This window comes from Microcoleus sp. M2_D5 (genome assembly GCF_036701935.1).
GTDB lineage: Bacteria > Cyanobacteriota > Cyanobacteriia > Cyanobacteriales > Microcoleaceae > Microcoleus.
The window spans coordinates 100757-118515 of the sequence record NZ_JAUBRP010000008.1 but is presented as its reverse complement, the minus strand read 5'-3'; the positions used below and the strand labels follow the sequence as shown (position 1 = coordinate 118515).

At 48.0% G+C, this 17759-nt stretch carries 13 protein-coding genes and 1 pseudogene; 3 read left to right on the top strand and 11 right to left on the bottom strand.

Translation table 11 applies throughout. The annotated features are described in order from the left end of the window. Nucleotides 1-194 precede the first annotated feature (194 nt). A pseudogene (locus QUA50_RS05930) lies at nt 195-1097 on the bottom strand (serine/threonine protein kinase); the annotation flags it as partial. Nucleotides 1098-1525: 428 nt separating this feature from the next. On the opposite strand from QUA50_RS05930, the gene QUA50_RS05925 reads away from it, so the two are divergent. Both QUA50_RS05925 and QUA50_RS05920 read left to right on the top strand, forming a co-directional pair. After that, a complete protein-coding gene (locus QUA50_RS05925; protein WP_333265005.1) occupies nt 1526-1654 on the top strand; it encodes a hypothetical protein in 129 nt (42 codons plus the stop codon). Nucleotides 1655-2018: 364 nt separating this feature from the next. Next, nucleotides 2019-3308: an FAD/NAD(P)-binding protein gene (locus tag QUA50_RS05920; protein ID WP_445243174.1), complete on the top strand. Its 1290-nt coding sequence runs from the start codon at nt 2019-2021 to the stop codon at nt 3306-3308. Between the two features lie 281 nt (nt 3309-3589). Here the strand turns inward: QUA50_RS05920 and QUA50_RS05915 are convergent, their stop codons facing one another. The 8 genes from QUA50_RS05915 to pilM form a co-directional block, all read right to left on the bottom strand. Further along, nucleotides 3590-3991: a hypothetical protein gene (locus QUA50_RS05915; protein ID WP_333265004.1), complete on the bottom strand. Its 402-nt coding sequence runs from the start codon at nt 3989-3991 to the stop codon at nt 3590-3592. A 165-nt stretch (nt 3992-4156) separates the two neighbouring features. Continuing rightward, nucleotides 4157-5647 (bottom strand): NAD(P)/FAD-dependent oxidoreductase, encoded by a 1491-nt coding sequence (locus QUA50_RS05910; RefSeq protein ID WP_333265003.1) that lies wholly within the window; start codon nt 5645-5647, stop codon nt 4157-4159. Between the two features lie 334 nt (nt 5648-5981). Next, nucleotides 5982-7250: an aminotransferase class I/II-fold pyridoxal phosphate-dependent enzyme gene (locus tag QUA50_RS05905; protein ID WP_333265002.1), complete on the bottom strand. Its 1269-nt coding sequence runs from the start codon at nt 7248-7250 to the stop codon at nt 5982-5984. Between the two features lie 15 nt (nt 7251-7265). Next, nucleotides 7266-7556 (bottom strand): HU family DNA-binding protein, encoded by a 291-nt coding sequence (locus QUA50_RS05900; protein WP_006634837.1) that lies wholly within the window; start codon nt 7554-7556, stop codon nt 7266-7268. Nucleotides 7557-8280: 724 nt separating this feature from the next. Next, a complete protein-coding gene (locus tag QUA50_RS05895) occupies nt 8281-10665 on the bottom strand; it encodes an AMIN domain-containing protein (RefSeq protein WP_333265001.1) in 2385 nt (794 codons plus the stop codon). Between the two features lie 478 nt (nt 10666-11143). Next, a complete protein-coding gene (locus QUA50_RS05890) occupies nt 11144-11944 on the bottom strand; it encodes a pilus assembly protein PilO (protein ID WP_333265000.1) in 801 nt (266 codons plus the stop codon). Next, nucleotides 11941-12840, bottom strand: a complete 900-nt coding sequence (locus tag QUA50_RS05885; RefSeq protein WP_333264999.1) for a PilN domain-containing protein — start codon at nt 12838-12840, stop codon at nt 11941-11943. The genes QUA50_RS05890 and QUA50_RS05885 overlap by 4 nt, the downstream gene beginning before the upstream one ends. Nucleotides 12841-13337: 497 nt before the next feature. Continuing rightward, nucleotides 13338-14432, bottom strand: a complete 1095-nt coding sequence (gene pilM, locus QUA50_RS05880) for a type IV pilus assembly protein PilM (protein ID WP_333264998.1) — start codon at nt 14430-14432, stop codon at nt 13338-13340. A gap of 553 nt (nt 14433-14985) precedes the next feature. On the opposite strand from pilM, the gene QUA50_RS05875 reads away from it, so the two are divergent. Beyond that, a complete protein-coding gene (locus QUA50_RS05875) occupies nt 14986-16269 on the top strand; it encodes a sugar ABC transporter substrate-binding protein (protein WP_333264997.1) in 1284 nt (427 codons plus the stop codon). A 209-nt stretch (nt 16270-16478) separates the two neighbouring features. On the opposite strand, the gene QUA50_RS05870 is transcribed toward QUA50_RS05875, so the two are convergent. Next, the gene (locus QUA50_RS05870; protein WP_333265006.1) at nt 16479-16898 is read right to left on the bottom strand and encodes a type II toxin-antitoxin system VapC family toxin; all 420 of its coding nucleotides are present in this window, start codon (nt 16896-16898) and stop codon (nt 16479-16481) included. 8 nt (nt 16899-16906) lie between these two features. After that, entirely contained in the window at nt 16907-17524 is a 618-nt protein-coding gene (locus QUA50_RS05865) for a hypothetical protein (protein WP_333264996.1), read from the bottom strand. Between the last annotated feature and the right edge of the window lie 235 nt (nt 17525-17759).

Genomic DNA, 17759 nt, shown 5'->3' with positions numbered 1-17759 from the left:
TGACTTTTCGCTCATCTGACTACATTACCATATTGTTCGGCTCTCTGCGGAACTATTTTTACCTGAATCCTTACGAAATCAGAACATATTGGGCAGGTATTGGCTCATCGATGTGCTTACTTAAATGGCTTAATTGGTAGACCGCCAAAAACTGCACAAGTATAAATACTTATTGCAAAAGTGACATGCTCCCAATCTCGCTCCCCTATTTTAAAGTTAGTTAACCTCCCTGTCTCTTTCCACTGGAATAAACAAATTTCCAAATCAAACTTGAGTCCTAGGGCGCTTTGATAGCGAGCTTCAGCATTCTTCGCCATCAGTTTGCCGACAATCTCCGACAGCACCAATGGAACGCTCTGGTTTAAACTTGAGGCTGGGAGGGGCTGTTTGGCGAGGTGACAGTGTACCAAATCCATTGGATCGTCTGTTTGGAATGGTAACTTTCCTGTTAATAATTCGTAGAATGTGACTCCCAGCGAGTAGAAATCTGTGCGGTAATCAATGCCTCGGTTCATCCGCCCAGTTTGTTCGGGAGATATGTAAGGTAAAGTGCCCTCAAGCACGTTGGGATTTTGAATTTCTTGGGTTTCGCGCGGTAGTAGGGAAGCGATGCTGAAGTCAATCAGCTTGACTTGTTTGCTGGTGGGGTTAATGAGAATGTTGGCAGGTTTGAGGTCTTTATGGATGACGTGGTGGCGATAAAGTCCGTCGAGGGAGTTGGCAATTTGAATGGAAATAGGCAGAAACTCGCTCACGGGCAAGCCTTCTAGGGGTTCGTTGCTCTCGGATGCTAGATTAGCCAGGTAGCTACATAAGGAAATTCCGCCAAAGTCTTCCATCACCAGAGCATAGTGGTTGTGGTAAGTCTCTAGGCTGTATGCCTTGACACTGCCAGGGATATCTAAGTTTTTAGCAATGACGTACTGGTTGCGGAAGTGAACCAGTTCGTTGAAGCGGGGAAAGTCATTTCGCAGCAGCTCGATCGCTACGGGCAGCCGATCTGAAGACCGACAACCGCGATAAACTAGAGTTCGATTGCCTGCGTATATTTGCTCGTTAATGTGATATCCTAGAACAAGATTTTTTATGCTAGCCATTTCTACGTATTCCTACTTCTTTCAAGTCGGAAGCTTCTTAGAGTTACTTTCTACTATTTTCCCTCGATCTGCCTTGCTATTCATTAATTACATTTTTCTTAACATATTTTGGAAATTCCAATTATGAAAGAGGGATTTTAAAAGCTCAACTTAATATTTTATGTAAGAGCTGTTGATACTTGAGTTGAGACTAAGTAGAAAAGGACTTAGCTAAGGCTTATGGAACAACCGCAGTTCATGGAAGAGGAACTTAAGACGCTAATCAGGTACTTAAGAGTGTTTTTGAAACCGATGCTTGAAGGCGAGCGCCTAGTAAATCTAATGTCTAGTTTACATCATAATTTAATGTCATCATTACAATTCGGGCGGCTCAGGGTTTAAAGCCGGAAGCAGAGGAAATCGAGTTTCTGCGTCAGATTGCGGAGCACTTGGGAGTCGCCCGCGAGCAAGCTGAATTATTTGCCCAGATGCCACAACAAGCTGCCCAACTCTCAGAAGTAAATCAGGTATTAAATGCCAAAGTTCAGAAGCGGACAATGACATCGGCAGTCGGCTAAGTTGTTTTACTTAGGAATGAGAATTAAATAACTTCCACTCTTGAAAGTGGGATGGGCTCTTATAGCCCGTCCACTCATGACGGGCGGGACGCCCATCCCACAATAACAATTAAAATTGTAAGTTATTTAATTCGCGACCCTTATATGGCTACGCAAACGGACGATGCCGACGCTTTCCGATCTCGGTTTTCATTTCGGTGAGCTAAAAAACCCGGTTTCTGAGCGTCGCAGTGCGTCCCTGTCGGGGCAGAAACCTCTCATCAAGAGGGTTTCTGAGCTTTTGCGTATCATCCTGTCTCTTTTTGCGGAACAGAAATCTTGCTGGTTATCGAAAGGCGTAAACTTGACGCTCGCGCCATCTATAATGAGAATTGTTATCATTCGCAAATTAGCAATTCTCATGCAAGCGAACTCAGAAGCCACGCCGCCCCAAATTGATTTAGCTGTAATCGGCGCTGGGCCCCACGCCCTGACTCTTACTGCACACATATTAAAAAAACGCAAGAGCCTCCGGGATAAAATTTTAGCATTCGATCCGAGCGGCGAATGGCTGAGTCAGTGGCGGAGGCAATTTGCAGCTTTAGAAATTGGGCATTTACGATCGCCCGCAGTGCACCATCCCGATCCCAACCCTTACGAATTGCGGAGGTTTGCCGAAAATCGCTCCTCGGAATTGTTTCCCCCCTACGATTTGCCCGGAAGTCGGTTATTTGAGGAATTTTGCGGCGACACAATAAAAAGGTGGCAATTGGGCGATCGAGTTATCAAAGCAAAAGTAACCCGCATTCAGCCGAAATCCGGCCGTTTCCACCTGTGGTTTGAAGACGGAAAAAGTGCGATCGCCCGCCGAGTAATCGTCGCCGCCGGCAGTGGAAAACCGCATTTACCAGCGTGGGCAAATCAAATTCAAACACAGCATCCCCCCGAAAGAATTCGCCACTCCCATCAAGTAGATTTGCGAACTTTGCAATTGCACGGAGAACAAATATTAATTGTCGGCGGCGGACTAACCAGCGGACATTTAGCAGTAGGAGCAATTGCCAGAGGAGCCAAAGTCCTGTTAATGACGAGGCGCTATTTCCAAGAAAAACTATTTGATGCCGAACCCGGTTGGTTGGGGCCAAAATACCTCAAAGGATTCGCCGCCGAACCAGATTGCCATTCGCGTTGGGAAACCATTCAACAAGCCCGCAACGGTGGCTCGATGACACCGGAAATTATGACACAGTTGCGGAGGCTCTCCCGCAGCGAAAAACTGACATTTCACGAACAGTGCGAAGTGGTTGGCGTTCGGTGGGAAAATAACAGATGGACGGTTGACTGCAGCGGTGGGGAGACATTATTTGTCGATCGAATTTGGCTAGCAACCGGCACCAAACTAGACATTGCAGCCGAACCAATGTTCAAAGAAATGCTAGAAACGCATCCCATTGAAATAGTTAAAGGTTTGCCAGTCTTAGACAAACACCTGCGTTGGCCCGGATGCGAATTATTTTTGACTGGTGGTTTAGCGGCGCTGCAAGTGGGGCCAGTCGCCAGAAACCTTTCTGGGGCGAGAATGGCGTGCGATCGCATTGTACCGGCGATCGTCAAATCCAGCATTGCACTCTCGCCCGCAATAATTAGTGAGCAGTCATTAGTTCTCAGTCATTAGTCATCTGTCATCAGTTATTAGTTATTGGCAAGTAATATCAAATCTGTTAGCATCTGAATTATTCATCTGTCTCTTCTCTCCCTCTGCGTTCTCTGTGTTCTCTGCGGTTAAATAATTCCGATGTCACCGGATTCGATCTAACTTTTTAACTTAGCCCGAATCCTACCACTTTCACAAATTGCTACTTACAAACTTTCGTGTTGGGTTTCGTTCCACAGGCAAAACAACCGATTGCGAGTGTTGCTAATTACTAATAACTAATGACTGATGACTCCTGATGACTATTGTAACTTAACCGCAGCCCGCTGAATTGGCAGAACTTCATCCAAAGTCAATTCGCGATCGGCCGTCAGGTGGCTAGAACAGCAAATCGTGCTGAAATAAAGAGGACGACCCACAACTTGAGAAAAATGCTGTTCTAAAAGCAACCGAGAAGTAATATCGCCCAACAGTTCAGAAATATCCTTTGTCAACTGTTCAGTATCGGAGCGGTGAGTAATTCTGAACCCAAAAGGCGTTTTGCCGATCGACTTTTTAATTTCCGCATCAAAAGCATCATCTTTCCCCGCAACAAAAGCCAAAGACTGATCTGTCAAAAATTGCCAAGCTTCTGGAAACATCTCGCGAATCTTTTCCAGGGGATTTCCTGTTTCGTAAACCAAAGTAGCTGTTTTGCAATCCATGAATCAAACCTCGGATAGTAGTAGTGTGTCTGGACTGTATTCAATTTTTGATATTTATTATCATATTCATAGTTAACCACTAAATCAACAGCTTTGAATAAAAATAGACTTCCCAATTCCCTATGCACACGGAGGCCTATGCCCAATTCCCCATTCCCAAAACTATCACTTCCAATACCTGCGCCAGTGAAACAAATTCTCCCATAAATTCCGCGAAAAAGTATTTCTGCCCAAGCGCTGCGACTCCCAAACAGCAGCAGTTTGACCGCTAATTTCCGAAAAACTCGACCAAATATAAGGAAGTTGGGCGATCGCCTCAACCTTCATCCCGTGACGCACAGCCAAAGCGATCGCGTGAATCAACTCAGCAGCTTGCGGCCCCACAATGCTCGCTCCCAAAATCTCCCCGTTGCGACGCCCGACAATCTTACAAAAACCAGTTGTATCCCCGGACATTTGAGCTCTTTCAACATTCTTGAAATATTCCCGACAAACAATCAGATCGTCTCCAAAACGGCGCCTTGCTTGCGCTTCAGTCAAGCCAACCCTCGCCAACTGCGGATCGGAAAAAATCGCCCAAGGAATCCCGCGATAATCTATTTGAAACAGCGGCAAAAACAAAGCATTTTTCACAGCAACTGCAGCTTCGCAATTAGCGATGTGAGGGAACGGATAACCCCCAGCAACATCGCCGATCGCGTAAATTCGGTGATTAGTTGTTTGCAGCTTTTCATTTAAAATCACCCCCCGATCGCTGAATTTAACCTTAGCCGCTTCGAGATTTAACGAAGAAAAATTGTGTCCTCTACCCGCAGCCAGAAAAATCTCCTCAGCTTCGATCGCCCTTGGTCCAGCTTGAATCCACTTTTTACCATCAATCACCCTAGCTTGAGTCACCTCAGTAGCAGTCAGAATCCGCACTCCCTCAGCTTCCATTCCAGCTTGCACCAAACCAGCAGCCTCCCGGTCTTCTTTAGCCAAAATGTGCGAACTTTTCACCACCAAAGTGACAGCAACCCCCAGTTGCCTAAAAGTTTGAGCCACTTCGACACCGCTGGGATCTGCGCCGATTACAGCCAAACTTTTAGGCAACTGGGGAAGTTTTGCTAATTCCCCAACAGTTTCCGAAGTAAAAAAGCCAGCAGACGAAAGTCCTTCAATATTGGGAATCGCCGGCAGAGTTGGACAAGCTAGCAAATAACAGAGCGATCGCAATTTTCGCCCGCCCACAACAAAAGCCAAATCCGGTTTCGCAACAAACTCGCCGTTGCCAAAAATAACATCAATCCCGCGAGTAGCCAAAAGGCCGAGAGAATCAATTTCTGACAAATTAGAAACAACATCATCTGCCCACTTTAGAACCCCGTCAAACCGCAATTTGAGCGGCATGGAGGAATTCGCAACTTCCCAGCGAACTCCCAACTGCTGGCGGCCGATCTGCTGAGCAAAACGAGCAGCCTCCCTCAAAGTTTGGCTGTATCTCAAACCAAGGTCGATCGACTCTTTCCCCCCACTCGGCAAATCTTGGGAATTACTTAGCGGTTCCACCAAAGCAACGCGGGCCGGGAAATTAGTTGCAGTCAAAGCAGCATAACGTCCGGCCGGAGTTCCACCAATAATCACTAAATCATAATCAAGCATAAATAAAGAAGTCAATCGATTTTAGATTTTAGATTTTAGATTTTAGATTTTAGATTTTAGATTTGAAGCATTGACCACGGATAAATACGTTCGGCAAGTTTCATCTGATACAGGTTTTTTATTTCGGGACGGATGAATCCGGGAGCTTGTATCCTGGATGCGGGAATTGTCATTAGTCAGTAGTCATTAGTTAGTAGTTTAGGGCGATCGGCGCGCGGGGTCAGAAACCCGGTTTCTTCCTAGATACTTCGCTGCAAAATCCAAGATTTATCAGAGAAACCGGGTTTCTTGAGTAGGTGCGCTCGAACGACCAATAAAATCGGTTTGTCAACGGACAACTGACAACTGACTACTGACTAATGACTTCTTTAAGTCCAGCAATCAACCGCAGATTGTCCGCCCTTGAGCGCACAGCCACCCGAAAAAACCGATCGCCCAACTCAGGAAAACTCAAACAATCCCGAATCAAAATCCGGTGTCGTTCCAACAGACTTTTTTGAATCGAAGAAACCGACACCGACGACTCAACCAACAAGAAATTAGCCGCCCCGGCAAAAGGCTGCAAACCCGGCAAATTAGCCAAACCCTCAAATAGCTCAAAGCGAGCAACAGGCAGCCAATCCCAAGTTTGCTGCTCAAAAGCCGCATCTCGAACCACAGCAGCAGCAGCAGCAGCAGCCAAAGCATTCACAGGCCAAGGATCGCGCAGTAACTGCCAGCGGCGCAGAATATCGGGATGGGCGATCGCGCAGCCCAACCGCAGTCCCGGCAGAGAATAGAATTTAGTGAGCGATCGTAAAATCACCAAATTCGGAAACTCCTCAACAGCATCGATCAAAGTTTCCTGCTCAGAAGGCGGTAGAAAGTCCATAAAGGCCTCATCCACCACCACCATACCTAACTGCTTCACGTAAGGCAAAATCGCCTCCCTAGCAAACAGCAAACCCGTAGGATTGTGCGGGTTATTCAGTAGCAAACCTCGTCGAGAGGGGGCATCGAGAGCCAGAGGAACTGGGATACGAAAAGAAGGGGAGACAAGGGAACCGTTAGAAACCGACAAATCATCCGTTACTAACCGGCTTCGGGCCCCAACGTCCAACGATTTCAGATCCAACTCAGATGTTGCACCATTTTCAATTACTTGTTTATGAACAGGCATCATGCCTGTTCCACCAGAAAATTCCTCTCTTGTGGAATGGGCATCTTGCCCGTTCTTGACAATGGTGCAAGATTCGAGTTCCAAAGGACATTTAAGCACCTGCGCGCCGAAAGCCGAAAGAGCCCGCGAGTAATCCCCAAAAGCCGGAGTCACCACATAAGTCCCCTCCAGCTTCGACAAATCCCAAGCCGCCCAAGTCAACAATTCCGCCGAACCATTCCCCGGCAAAATCCAATCCCGGTCAACATTCAAAGCCTCCCCCAAAGCAGTCCTGAGCTCCCCATAATCCGGGTCTGGGTAAGCCGTCAGACTGCTCGAGTGTGATTGAATCGCAGCCAGTGCCGACTCAGGAGGGCCCAAAGGACTGATACTCGCAGAAAAATCGACAATAGCAGAGGCAGGGCAGCCTGCCAGTGCGGCTGCCCAAGCTAAATTCCCACCGTGTAAAGGTCTAATCAAGACTCAGTTTGCCAGCTATTCTGCGTTTTTCGGCGGTGCAACTCTGTCCTTAAACAACTTCCCTGCGGAAAATGCAGGAACTCTGGTTGCCGGGATTTCCATCTTGTCGCCAGTTTTGGGATTGCGACCCTCGCGGGCCTTGCGTTCCCGCGACTCAAACGAGCCAAAACCGACCAGCGTCACCTTGTCGCCATCGGAGACAGCTTCCATGATTGCTTCCAGGGCCGCACTCAAAACAGCATCTGCCTGTTTTTTCGTCACGCTAGCCTTTTCCGCCACTGCATCAACCAATTCACCTTTGTTCATTGCGAAGTCCTTCTCGATTTGCAAAATTACGTTAAACAGAGTTAGTTCAACTATTAGCTGTGAGTTATCAACTGGATTGAGGTGTGGATTGGGAGGTTTGGGTGGTTCCCGATTGCTCCCGTCCGCTTCCCCGAATCACAACTCCTGCTGAATACCAATTACCCTAGGGTAATTGGTCAGAAAAGGAATTTTTGTTTCTAACTGCTGAAAACCCCACAGCATCTAATTTTCACTGCATTATTCTAAAGTCTTGCCGACCGTTATGGATCGGTGGAACCTTTAATTTATATGGAACTGGCTAATTTTTGTAATTAATCCCAAAATTTAGGTAAAAAAATACCACCTTGGAGACAAGATTTCTCGCCTCGGTGGATTTGCCATCTCAAAAAAATAGAAATAGAAGGAATAAAATGTAATTTGTCAAGGGCTAAAGGAAAATTTTTTTCGTTCTTCCTTCTTTCTTTCCCCTTTCTTTTCCCCGTGGGCCAGGACTGTTTCATTCTCCCGAAACCCGCCAGGGGTTGAAACCCCTGTCTCATAGCGAAAGTCGTCTGAAGACGACTCAAAGAGTGATTGATAGTCCTTTTGCAGAGGACTAATCAGTTCTTTAGTCCTCTTGAGCGAGGACTGTCTTCTTTGAGGCAGGGGTTTCAACCCCTGTCGGACTGTCGGACTCAGGGGAAAGAGCGTGGAAAGTTGACACCCATGTCTTCTTCCTTCGTTCCTACTGTCTCGGCTGGACGGGCTGACTGCGCTGCAACAGTTGGCGCGCGTCGGGACTGATGCTGTTTTGGTAGCCAAAGTTCGATCGATCGCTATCATCCAAAATCTGCGGAGTCAGCAATACAATCAACTCTGCCCGCTGGTTGGCCTTACTGGTGCTCCTGAACAGCGAACCGATAATCGGCAAATCTCCCAAAATCGGAATCTTGTTCGCTGTAACCCGTTCTTCGTCGCGGATAATCCCCGAAACAATCAAAGTCTGACCGTCCCGCAGGCGAATTAGCCCCGATTGCAACGATCGCTCGCCCAGCAGCCTGATAGTATTTGTGTTCGGGCCCGTGCTCAGGTTTTGAGGGACGCCCGGTGTCCTGATAATCGGGTTCACCCGCAGAGAGACAAAGCCGTTGTCGTCAATCCGGTCGATCGCCACCCCCAACTGCAAACCGGCCCTGTCTTTGACTGCCGTCACCGTTGTGGTACTTGTATTTCCGGTAGTCTGGGTGTCGGACGTGATGTTGCTGATCACCTCATCAGTAATATTCACATTCGCCGTTTCTCCTTCTTGAACCACCAGAGTCGGATCGGTCAGGATTTTGGCATTTTGGCTCTGAATAGTTGCCTGCAACGCCGACAGGAACCTCCTGGGATATTGGAACAGCGGGAACAGGCCGAAAGTTGCACTTCCCGAAGCGGTTGCCGATCCAGGCTCGTAATCCGTAATTCCAACTCGCGTGGGGTCATTAGTAACTGGGGCTATGGGATCGAGGAACGCACCTTTGGCGGGGCCTTCGAGACCTTGACCTGTAAACGGCACGATACGCCGGCCGTTCGCATCGTAGAAAACATCCGGGGTTCCTAGGGGATTGGGGACGATCGGTCGAGCGTTGATCCCCCCAAGGGCAGTCCCACTGGGCGGATTGATGCCGCCAAAATTGAGACTTGCCGCCCCATTGTCATTGACGAAGAAATTGTTATTAATTCCGAAAGAGAAACTGCTGTTAGTTTGGTTGTTTCCCAACAAGTTGATATCGATCACCTTGACGTTGACAGCGACTTGACGGCGACGCAAATCTAGCTGTGTCAAGAAAGCCACAGCCATGTCAACTTTGCGCGGATCGCCCACTAAAGTGATGGAATTGAGCCGAGAATCGGCCAGCACGGACAGCCCCCTCAGCAACAGCGGCCCCGTGCCTTCCCTAGCGCCGATCGCCTTAATGTCGGGTTCCCGAATTTCTACATCCCGCGCAGCATTTCCCTGGCCCACGCTTTGAATAGTCACGCGAGTAATCGGCAGTTGAGTTTCCGCGCCTTGAGCGCTCAAAAAGTTAGCTGCATCCGTAGACCGAACTTGATTGAGCCGCAGAGTCCGAATGATAATATTGCGCGAGTCGATCGGCAAGCTCGTCCCTACAAAAATCGTCCGCCCCTGGCGGTTTGCTTGCAGCCCGCTGAGCCGCAGCACGTAATTAAAGACATCTTGCACCGACTCATTTTCGATGTCCAAAGAAATCTTTGGCCCTTCATCTGAGCCGGAGGCTCCCGGCTGACCGGGCACTGCGGGCTGCCCCGGTTGAGCAGGGGCCCCGCCGCCTGTAAAAGCAATGTTCAAGCCCGCAGCGCGGGCCAGCAGAGCCAAAACGTCCCTGACTGGGGCATCCCGCAGCACCAAGCGGGGGATGCGTTCTCCCGAACTCAGTTCAATATTTCCCACGCCGGGGGCGATGTTAGACACCGCGATATCTCCCAAGGGCGGAGCCACGGCCCGCGGCTGGAAAGGCGCAGCCTGATTTGCCTGAGATTGAATCTCGCTGGGGAGGGGCGGGCGATCGTTTCTGGTAACAGTAACTTGGGGATTTGGCAGCAGCACGCCTGGGTTTTGCGAGGTGCGGACTTGGGGAGCCGGCGGGGGAGCTGTTTGGCTCAGCGGCAGTCCCGGAGGGGGCGGGGGTGGAGTTTGGGCAGACTGTGCTGTGCCACCTACTCCGGCAACGCTGAGGACGATGCTTTGGCCTTGTCCCGGAACAATTTGTCCGTTGGGAACTCCGTTGGTGCCGGCTACTACAACGCGGATGCTGTTAGCCTCTACCTGGCTGATTTCTACTGAAGAAATTCCCGGAGCGGGGTTATCTTGACGGAAGCTGTTGCCTTGTGGTAAGCGGAGCTGGGTGTTGATAATTGTGGCTTGGTAAGTATTGCCGTTATTGATGGCGAAAACTTGCGGGCGATCGCCCTTTTCTGTCGCCATCACAATATTTACGCCATTATTAGCTTGACTTACTTGCACTCCTGTGACTTGAGTCGGCACTGCCAAGACGGGGGCTTGGGCTACGAGAACTCCGGCCATGCTGCATAAGAGTCCTCCACTTAACCGTAGATGCTGTTTCACGTTCTCTCCTCCACTACAATTTGTATTTTTTGTTCGCAGTCTTTTGTCGCTAGCTGCTAAACTGACTAAAATATTCAAGGGTTCGAGCCTTTTTGAAGGAAGAATTTATGCCCTTTTCGATGTTCTATTTTCGATAGGGAATAAATGATGATATCAGGGTTAGAAGCTATCCTACAGCAATCCTCGCATCATTTGTGGATTTCTTACTCCCTCCCCTTTTTAAGGGGATGGTTGGGGTTGGCTAAAAAAATTACGACTCATACAAGGATTGCTATACAGTTCCATTACTTTGAGAAACTGGTATTAGAAGAAATTAGGTTTTAGAGCAAATTGTTGAGTGCCATATAAAAATATTTTTGTGGCCTTCATACTTTTTTGACTTCTACCTTCAATCTTCAAAATTAAACCTTCTGCCTTCTCCTTTCTTGTGAAATAGCGAGTTGGGAACAATAGCTAATATCTATCTGCCCAACTACCGCTACCTAGCACCAGGACTCGGAGCCGGAGTTTGCGGTTTTTCTTCTTGCTTTAACGGCAGCAGCGCGTGCAAGTCAAAAGCAGTTTTAATTTTTGTTGGCGGTTGCTCCACAGGAACTATTTTCCCTTTCAAAAAATCAACTTCAATTGGCTGACTTGATGCTAGCAATTCAGATTTCAAATTCCTCACTACCAACAGCGACTGCATCAACTCCAAGTTACGCATAAAATTGCGGGTTTGAGCGAAAGTGCCTTCAAACTCTACCTTAAATTTTTTGCGTCTGAGCTTGCCAGCCAGGGACGGCCCGAAGGAGGTATCTGCCAGAATATCAGGGTCTACAGTTCCCGGCGCGGCGGTTGCTGCTGCTGGCGGCATATCCGGCTCAAATTTTGTAATTTTAGCCTTGAGGTCATCTCCTTGCACGCCCGCGTTGATTCTATTAACGAGTTGGGTCATGTCAAGCAACAGCGTGTTGGCGCTGGCGTCGCTGGCAAACATTGCCGTCACGTTGGCGCGGCGCTGTTTTGCTTCTTCTTGCTTGGCTTCTGCTTCTGCCTTTTTTTGAATTTGAGTTTTCAATTGCTCTTGCGTTTGCTCGCTTTCAGCAATTTTTTGCTGCAATTCGCCGTTTTTTTGGAATTCGGGCAGTACGAACTGGTAGCCTAGGCCGCCGGCAATCAGGAGGCCGAGAACCGCGATGCCGATTGCTTGGACTTGGGGTGTCAGCTTAATGCCGAATATTTCCTGAGTCCCTGTCTCTTCTGCTTGTGCGCCGCTGGGAATAAACTGATTTGCTGTCATTGTTTTTTCACCTCTGGTTTTTGTGGTTCTAGCACTCCTTTTTCTTGAAGTGTTTCTATCCGTATTGCGAGCCCGTCTGCTTGCTTGCTTCGCAGTTCGGGGAGCAACTCGGAGGCCCCCGTCGGGCTGAGCGTCGTTTCAATTTTATATTCCACCACCGGTCGCAGTTTGGGAAGTTCTGCTGGTGCTGCGTTTTGGTTGCGTACTTGCAATTGTGCGGGGTTGTTTTTTAATGTGGCCGCTATCAGTTTGGTATCGGTGTTAAGGAAGAAAGGAGAGCGCTGGACTAGCAACATAAAGTCGTTAACTTGAGCAAAGGTACTGGCTATCCCTGAAATTTGCACTTTTGATGCCTGCTGCGGGACGACGGGGACGGGAGGTGCTGCCGGGGCGGGGCTGGCTGCTGGAGACGGACTCGCCCCTGGGGAAGCAGCGGGAGTTGCTGCGGGGGGTGGGGGTGCTGCTGCAACGGGGGAGGGACTGGGGTCGATTTGCTCGATTTTGCCAATTTGCACTCCGGCGGGAGTGCGGGCACTGAGGTCTTGCAGCATCGCCGACCAAGGTTTAATTTGGTCGAATACTCCGGCTAATGCTTGGTATTCGGCGGTAACTTGTTGTGTTTCGGCGTTGATGGCTTTGATGGTGTTGGCTTGAGTGTTTAACTTGGCCACTTCTTGGTCGATGGCTGCTTGTTCTGTCGCCAAGTTGGTATTTTCGTTAGTCTTCCACCACCAGGCGCCCATGACTGCGGCGTTGATGCCAAGGGCAAACAGCAGCGCCCCATATATGGGCAGTTGGTCTTTGGCTCCACCGGAACTTTTTTTAGCTGGGCTTTTGGTTGCAACGGGTTTGTAGTCGGGACGGTCGTTGAGAAAATTAATATCTAGGCTGTACATGGCTTCACTCGTTTTTATAGCAGAAGGCAGAAGGCAGAAGGCAGAAGGCAGAAGGTAGAAGGTAGAAGCAAAAAGTGATCTACCGCTAATGTTTCAGCAATTAAGAAGGTACTAACAGTCTTGGCTGTTGCTATAGATTTAAATTAGAAATTTTAGATTTTAGACAGAATCCAAGATTGCTGGTACAAGTGAAGGATTTATTTAGGGAAGAAAGAAACTACTTTCTGCCTTCTACTGAAGGAAGGGGCTGCTTCTAGCTCAGATATATTCTACCTTTTACCTTCTACCTTCTACCTCCAATATTCTACCTTCTGCTTTCTGCCTTCTTCTTTTGGCAGGGGTTTTTACCTAAAATTCTCAAATCGGTTTTTCTATCTTAGGACTAAGGTCAAAAAAACCCGGTTTCTCCGAAAAATCGTGGCTCGATCCGAGATATTGACGCAGAAACCGGGTTTTTGCCCCCGTGTGCGTCCAGGACTTTATCTAAAACTGTTAGGTCACATAACCTCCCTCAGTCCTAAACCTAGGGCGACTCCTAAACCTGCTCGCTGTTCTGGGGTAATTTCTTGGCTGATTTCGAGTCCTAGGGTTTCGATGGGATCGACTTGAGATGCGGGCAAGCTTAATCTTTGCATAAAAAATTCGTCGAGTTTGCCGATCGCAGCTCCCGGGCCTGCTAGCAGCAGTTGCGCTACTTCGAGTTCTTCGCTCTGGTTGAGGTAAAAGTCTACTGAGCGGCGCAGTTCGTCTGCTAGTTCTCCCAATACTTTGATCATCGCATTTGTTCCCGGATTGGCGTCTCCCGATGCGCCCATTGTATCTGTGACTGGCAGGGTCATGCCTTGCAGTTCGCTGGTGTCCCTGGTTGGCGGCAGGTTCATGGCTTGGTTGAGAGCGGTCTGGATTTGGTAGGTGCCGATCGGGATGGTACGGTTGAACTGAGGTATGCCGTCCACTACTATAGCTAACTCGGTGCTGTCAAATTCTATGGCGGTGAGAACTGCTGCTTCTTGGGAGGAAAATTGTTGCAGTTGTTCTTTGAGGGTGCGGATTAGGGCAAAACTGGTTACTTCTAGTACGTCTATAATTAGTCCGGCTTCTTTGAATGTTTCGATGTATGTGTCGGTAACTTCTCTGCGGGTTGCTACTAAGACGACTTGCACTTTTTCTACTCCGTCGTCATCTACAAAAAGACCTATTTTTTGATAGTCTACGTCGGCGTCTTCTCTAGGAAATGGCAAGTACAGTCCTGCTTCTGCGTTCATGTAATCCCGCAGTTCTTCTTCGTTGAGCTCTGCTGGAACTGGGATGAGGCGGATGACTGCTTCGCGGCCGGGAATGGCTGTGGCTACTCGCTTGGCTTTGATTTTGTTGTCCGTGAGGACGGTACGTATTAGTTCTGCCATTCCCGGCGGATCGACTATTTGTCCTTCTTGTACATAGTCTTCTGGAACTTCTATTGAGGCTAGGATGCCTAATTTTAATGCCTGAGCTTTCTTTTCGAGCTGAATGATGTTGATGCGGTCTGGGGCTATTTCGATCCCGATTCCTGGCTGGCGTTGGGAAAGTAGACCTTTGAAAAAGTTAACCATGTGATTGGGTCGCCGATAATTGCTATTTTTTTCTTTTGTAGTTGGCCAGCCTGATTCAGCGCGCAGGCGTGTTGGAGGGTTGGTTTCCAACTGCCGCAAGAGTGCTGTAATCTCGGTATCCCGCCTTCTTCTGCACAGCTCAGTCTGTGTTGCGCGATCGCTAGTTCCGATTTTATGCTATCCAATTTACTTGACAATAGCTATTCTGCGGAGAATGTCAATAAATTCCAGCTCGATCGACCGAAAACCTGCCGATTCTGCACAAAAACAGACTATCTCGCTCCTGAACCCAGGTACAAAACTCTGTTACTGACTCATCGCGCTTGATTCGGGCGATTCCCTACGGGATAGCTTCGCCGCGCGTGCCTTTGTATGACAAGCGAATTTCAAAGGTGTTACCCGCCACGTGATTTATCTCGCGCAAGTCAATCGAAAGCATCTCAAATCTAAAATCCTTGCGTCCCCCGAATTAATCTCGCGCAAGTCAATCCAAAATCTAAAATCTAAAATCTCAAATCGAATGACGGTTCCCATAACTCTCAAATTTTATTCTATGAAACGTAAATCTTGGCAACTGTTTGCTGTTTTTGGGCTGGTGGGACTGCTGCTGTCTGCGGTGGTGAGTTGCAGCAAGCCGGCTGTGAATTCCCAGGCAAATAATACGCAGGAAATCGAGTTCTGGACTATGCAGCTTCAACCTCAGTTTACTGAGTATTTCAACAAGACGATCGCCGGTTTTGAAGCCGAAAATCCGGGGGTGAAGGTGCGCTGGGTGGACGTTCCTTGGTCGGCGATGGAAAGCAAGATTTTGGGGGCTGTTTCGGCGAAAACTGCGCCGGATGTGGTTAACCTAAATCCCGATTTTGCTTCGCTGTTGGCGGGACGCAATGCTTGGCTGGATTTGGACTCTCGAATTCCGCAGCAAGTTCGCGAGCTCTATCTCCCAAATATCTGGAAAGCTAGTGTACTCGACGGCAAGACTTTTGGCATTCCTTGGTATCTCACGACTGGGGTGACAATTTACAATACGGAGTTGTTGAAGAAGGCTGGAATTGCTAAGCCTCCTGCTACTTATGCCGAGTTGGCAACTGTTGCCAAGCAGGTGAAGGAAAAGACTGGTAAGTTTGCTTTTTTTGTGACTTTTGTGCCGGAAGATTCGGCGGAAGTTTTGCAATCTTTCGTGCAGATGGGTGTGCCTTTGGTGGACGCTAAAGGCAAGGCGGCTTTTAATACTGCTAAGGGGAAAGCAGTCTTTCAGTATTGGGTAGATTTGTACAAAGACGGACTTTTGCCGCAGGATGTTTTGGTGCAGGGACATCGCAGGGCGATCGAGCTTTATCAAGCTGGAGAAACTACTTTTTTAGCTTCGGGCCCTCAATTTTTGAAGGCGATTGCTGAGAATGCTCCGAGTATTGGTGCTGTTTCGGCTGCTGCGCCTCAAATTACGGGGGAAACCGGCAAGAAGACTGTGGCGGTGATGAATTTGGTTGTGCCCCGCGACAGCAAGCGCCCTGATGATGCTGTCAAGTTTGCTTTGTACGTGACTAATTCTCAAAATCAGTTGGCTTTTGCTAAGGCTGCTAATGTTTTGCCTTCTACGGTTGAGGCTTTGCAGGACGATTATTTTAAGACTGTTTCTGCTGATGCTGCTGCTGCCGATCGAGCTCGGATTGTTAGTGCTTCTGGGTTGACTTCCGCCGAGCTATTGATTCCGCCTCTCAAGGATGTTAAGAAGTTGCAAAAGGCGATTTATGACAATTTGCAGGCGGCAATGTTGGATGAGAAGTCGGTAGATCAAGCTGTGGCTGATGCGGCTAAGGCTTGGGATCAAAGGTAGTTTTTTAAGTGAAGCTGGGGCGGGATTTTTTTTATTTCGCCCCTTGCTTTTTTAGGTCACTTGACCTATTGTTAAATAATGGGAATCTGTGCCGCCATATATAAGCAGATATCAGCCTTTAAATGTAAGGTGCGTCGCCTCGCAGAGCTTCCAATCATCGCGAAAAATTCGATGGCGACGCACCCTACGATTAGCAATCGCGCTTACTTTTAAGGTTGAATTGTCCAGTCTTCCTGCACTAAATCAGGGACTTGCGAAAAATCTCGGTAGTTGCGCGTAACGAGGATAGCATTATTAGCAAGTACAATAGCAGCAATCCGCAAATCTTGCGTGCCGATGCGTATTTTTTGACGGCGTAACTCAGTGTAAATAGTGAAAGCATTCGGGTCAAATTTCAGAATGTTGAGATTTTTGAAATCATCTAATGTATCCCATAACCTGGTGTAACCCCATACTAATTTGTCCGCTTGCGAAGATGTCGAAGCCTTTCTGATAAAATCGAACCAGCCGCGAATTACTTCCTCTACGGTTACGATAGTTACAGCAAGGTTTTCTGCGTTAACCTCGATTCGCTGCACCATCATTGGCTCATTCTTTTGCCAATCGGAGAAACAATTCGTATCAAGTATCTATAGGCTCATTCTGTCTCAACCGCATCGTCAATTTGACTGTAATAAGCTTCGGTTTCTGCATCGAGTTCGCGGCGATATTCTTCTATGTGTGCCAATACCTCATCGTAATACGGATCGTTTTCATACTTACCAGCTAACCTCACCCAAGGATTGTTCGATCGACTATTCGTGAGTTTGACAGAGACGATTTCTGCTTCGGCTAGCTGGGCATTTACTAAATCGTGAAGGTTTTGCAGTGCTTGCGATCGCGTCTCGCCAAAAGCTTTGCATTCGGGCCATCCCAGCAACGCTGCACTTACTGTTCTGTCTGATTCGTTTTTAATGATTATGTGAGCAGTTGAGCTGTCGAGATCGCCCCCAAAGTTAGTGCGATCGGCTGCGCGAATGTCGCAGGTAGCGTTACCTGTTAAGAGTGTTTTTGTCTTAACTGTATGCTTGCTGTTTTCCTGGCGCGGCTTTTCTCTTTCTGCCATCATAGACGCCTTCACTGCTGCTGTATTGTTTTCCTGAAGCTGCTTGATTGTGTTTCGCCTGAAAAGCTCGTCAAATAGTAAAGTTTGCTCTTGGGCTGGCAAAGCTTCTATATATTCAATTAGCGTTTGCACCGATATAAGGCTGCTCATAAACTTTTATCTCTAAATTTTTCTAAATTCACTTGTATTGTAACAAAAATTTGGCATTGGGCATTGGGCATTAGGCATTAATCTTTTTTGCTCTCACCCCTTGCTTTTTTCTGCAACTTGACGTATTATTAAATAATGGTAATCTGTGCCGCCATATATAAGCAGATATTAGCTTTTAAGTTATTATCGAATGATGAAATTACCGCCTCTTCACAAGGCGGAGTCGGAGGAGAAC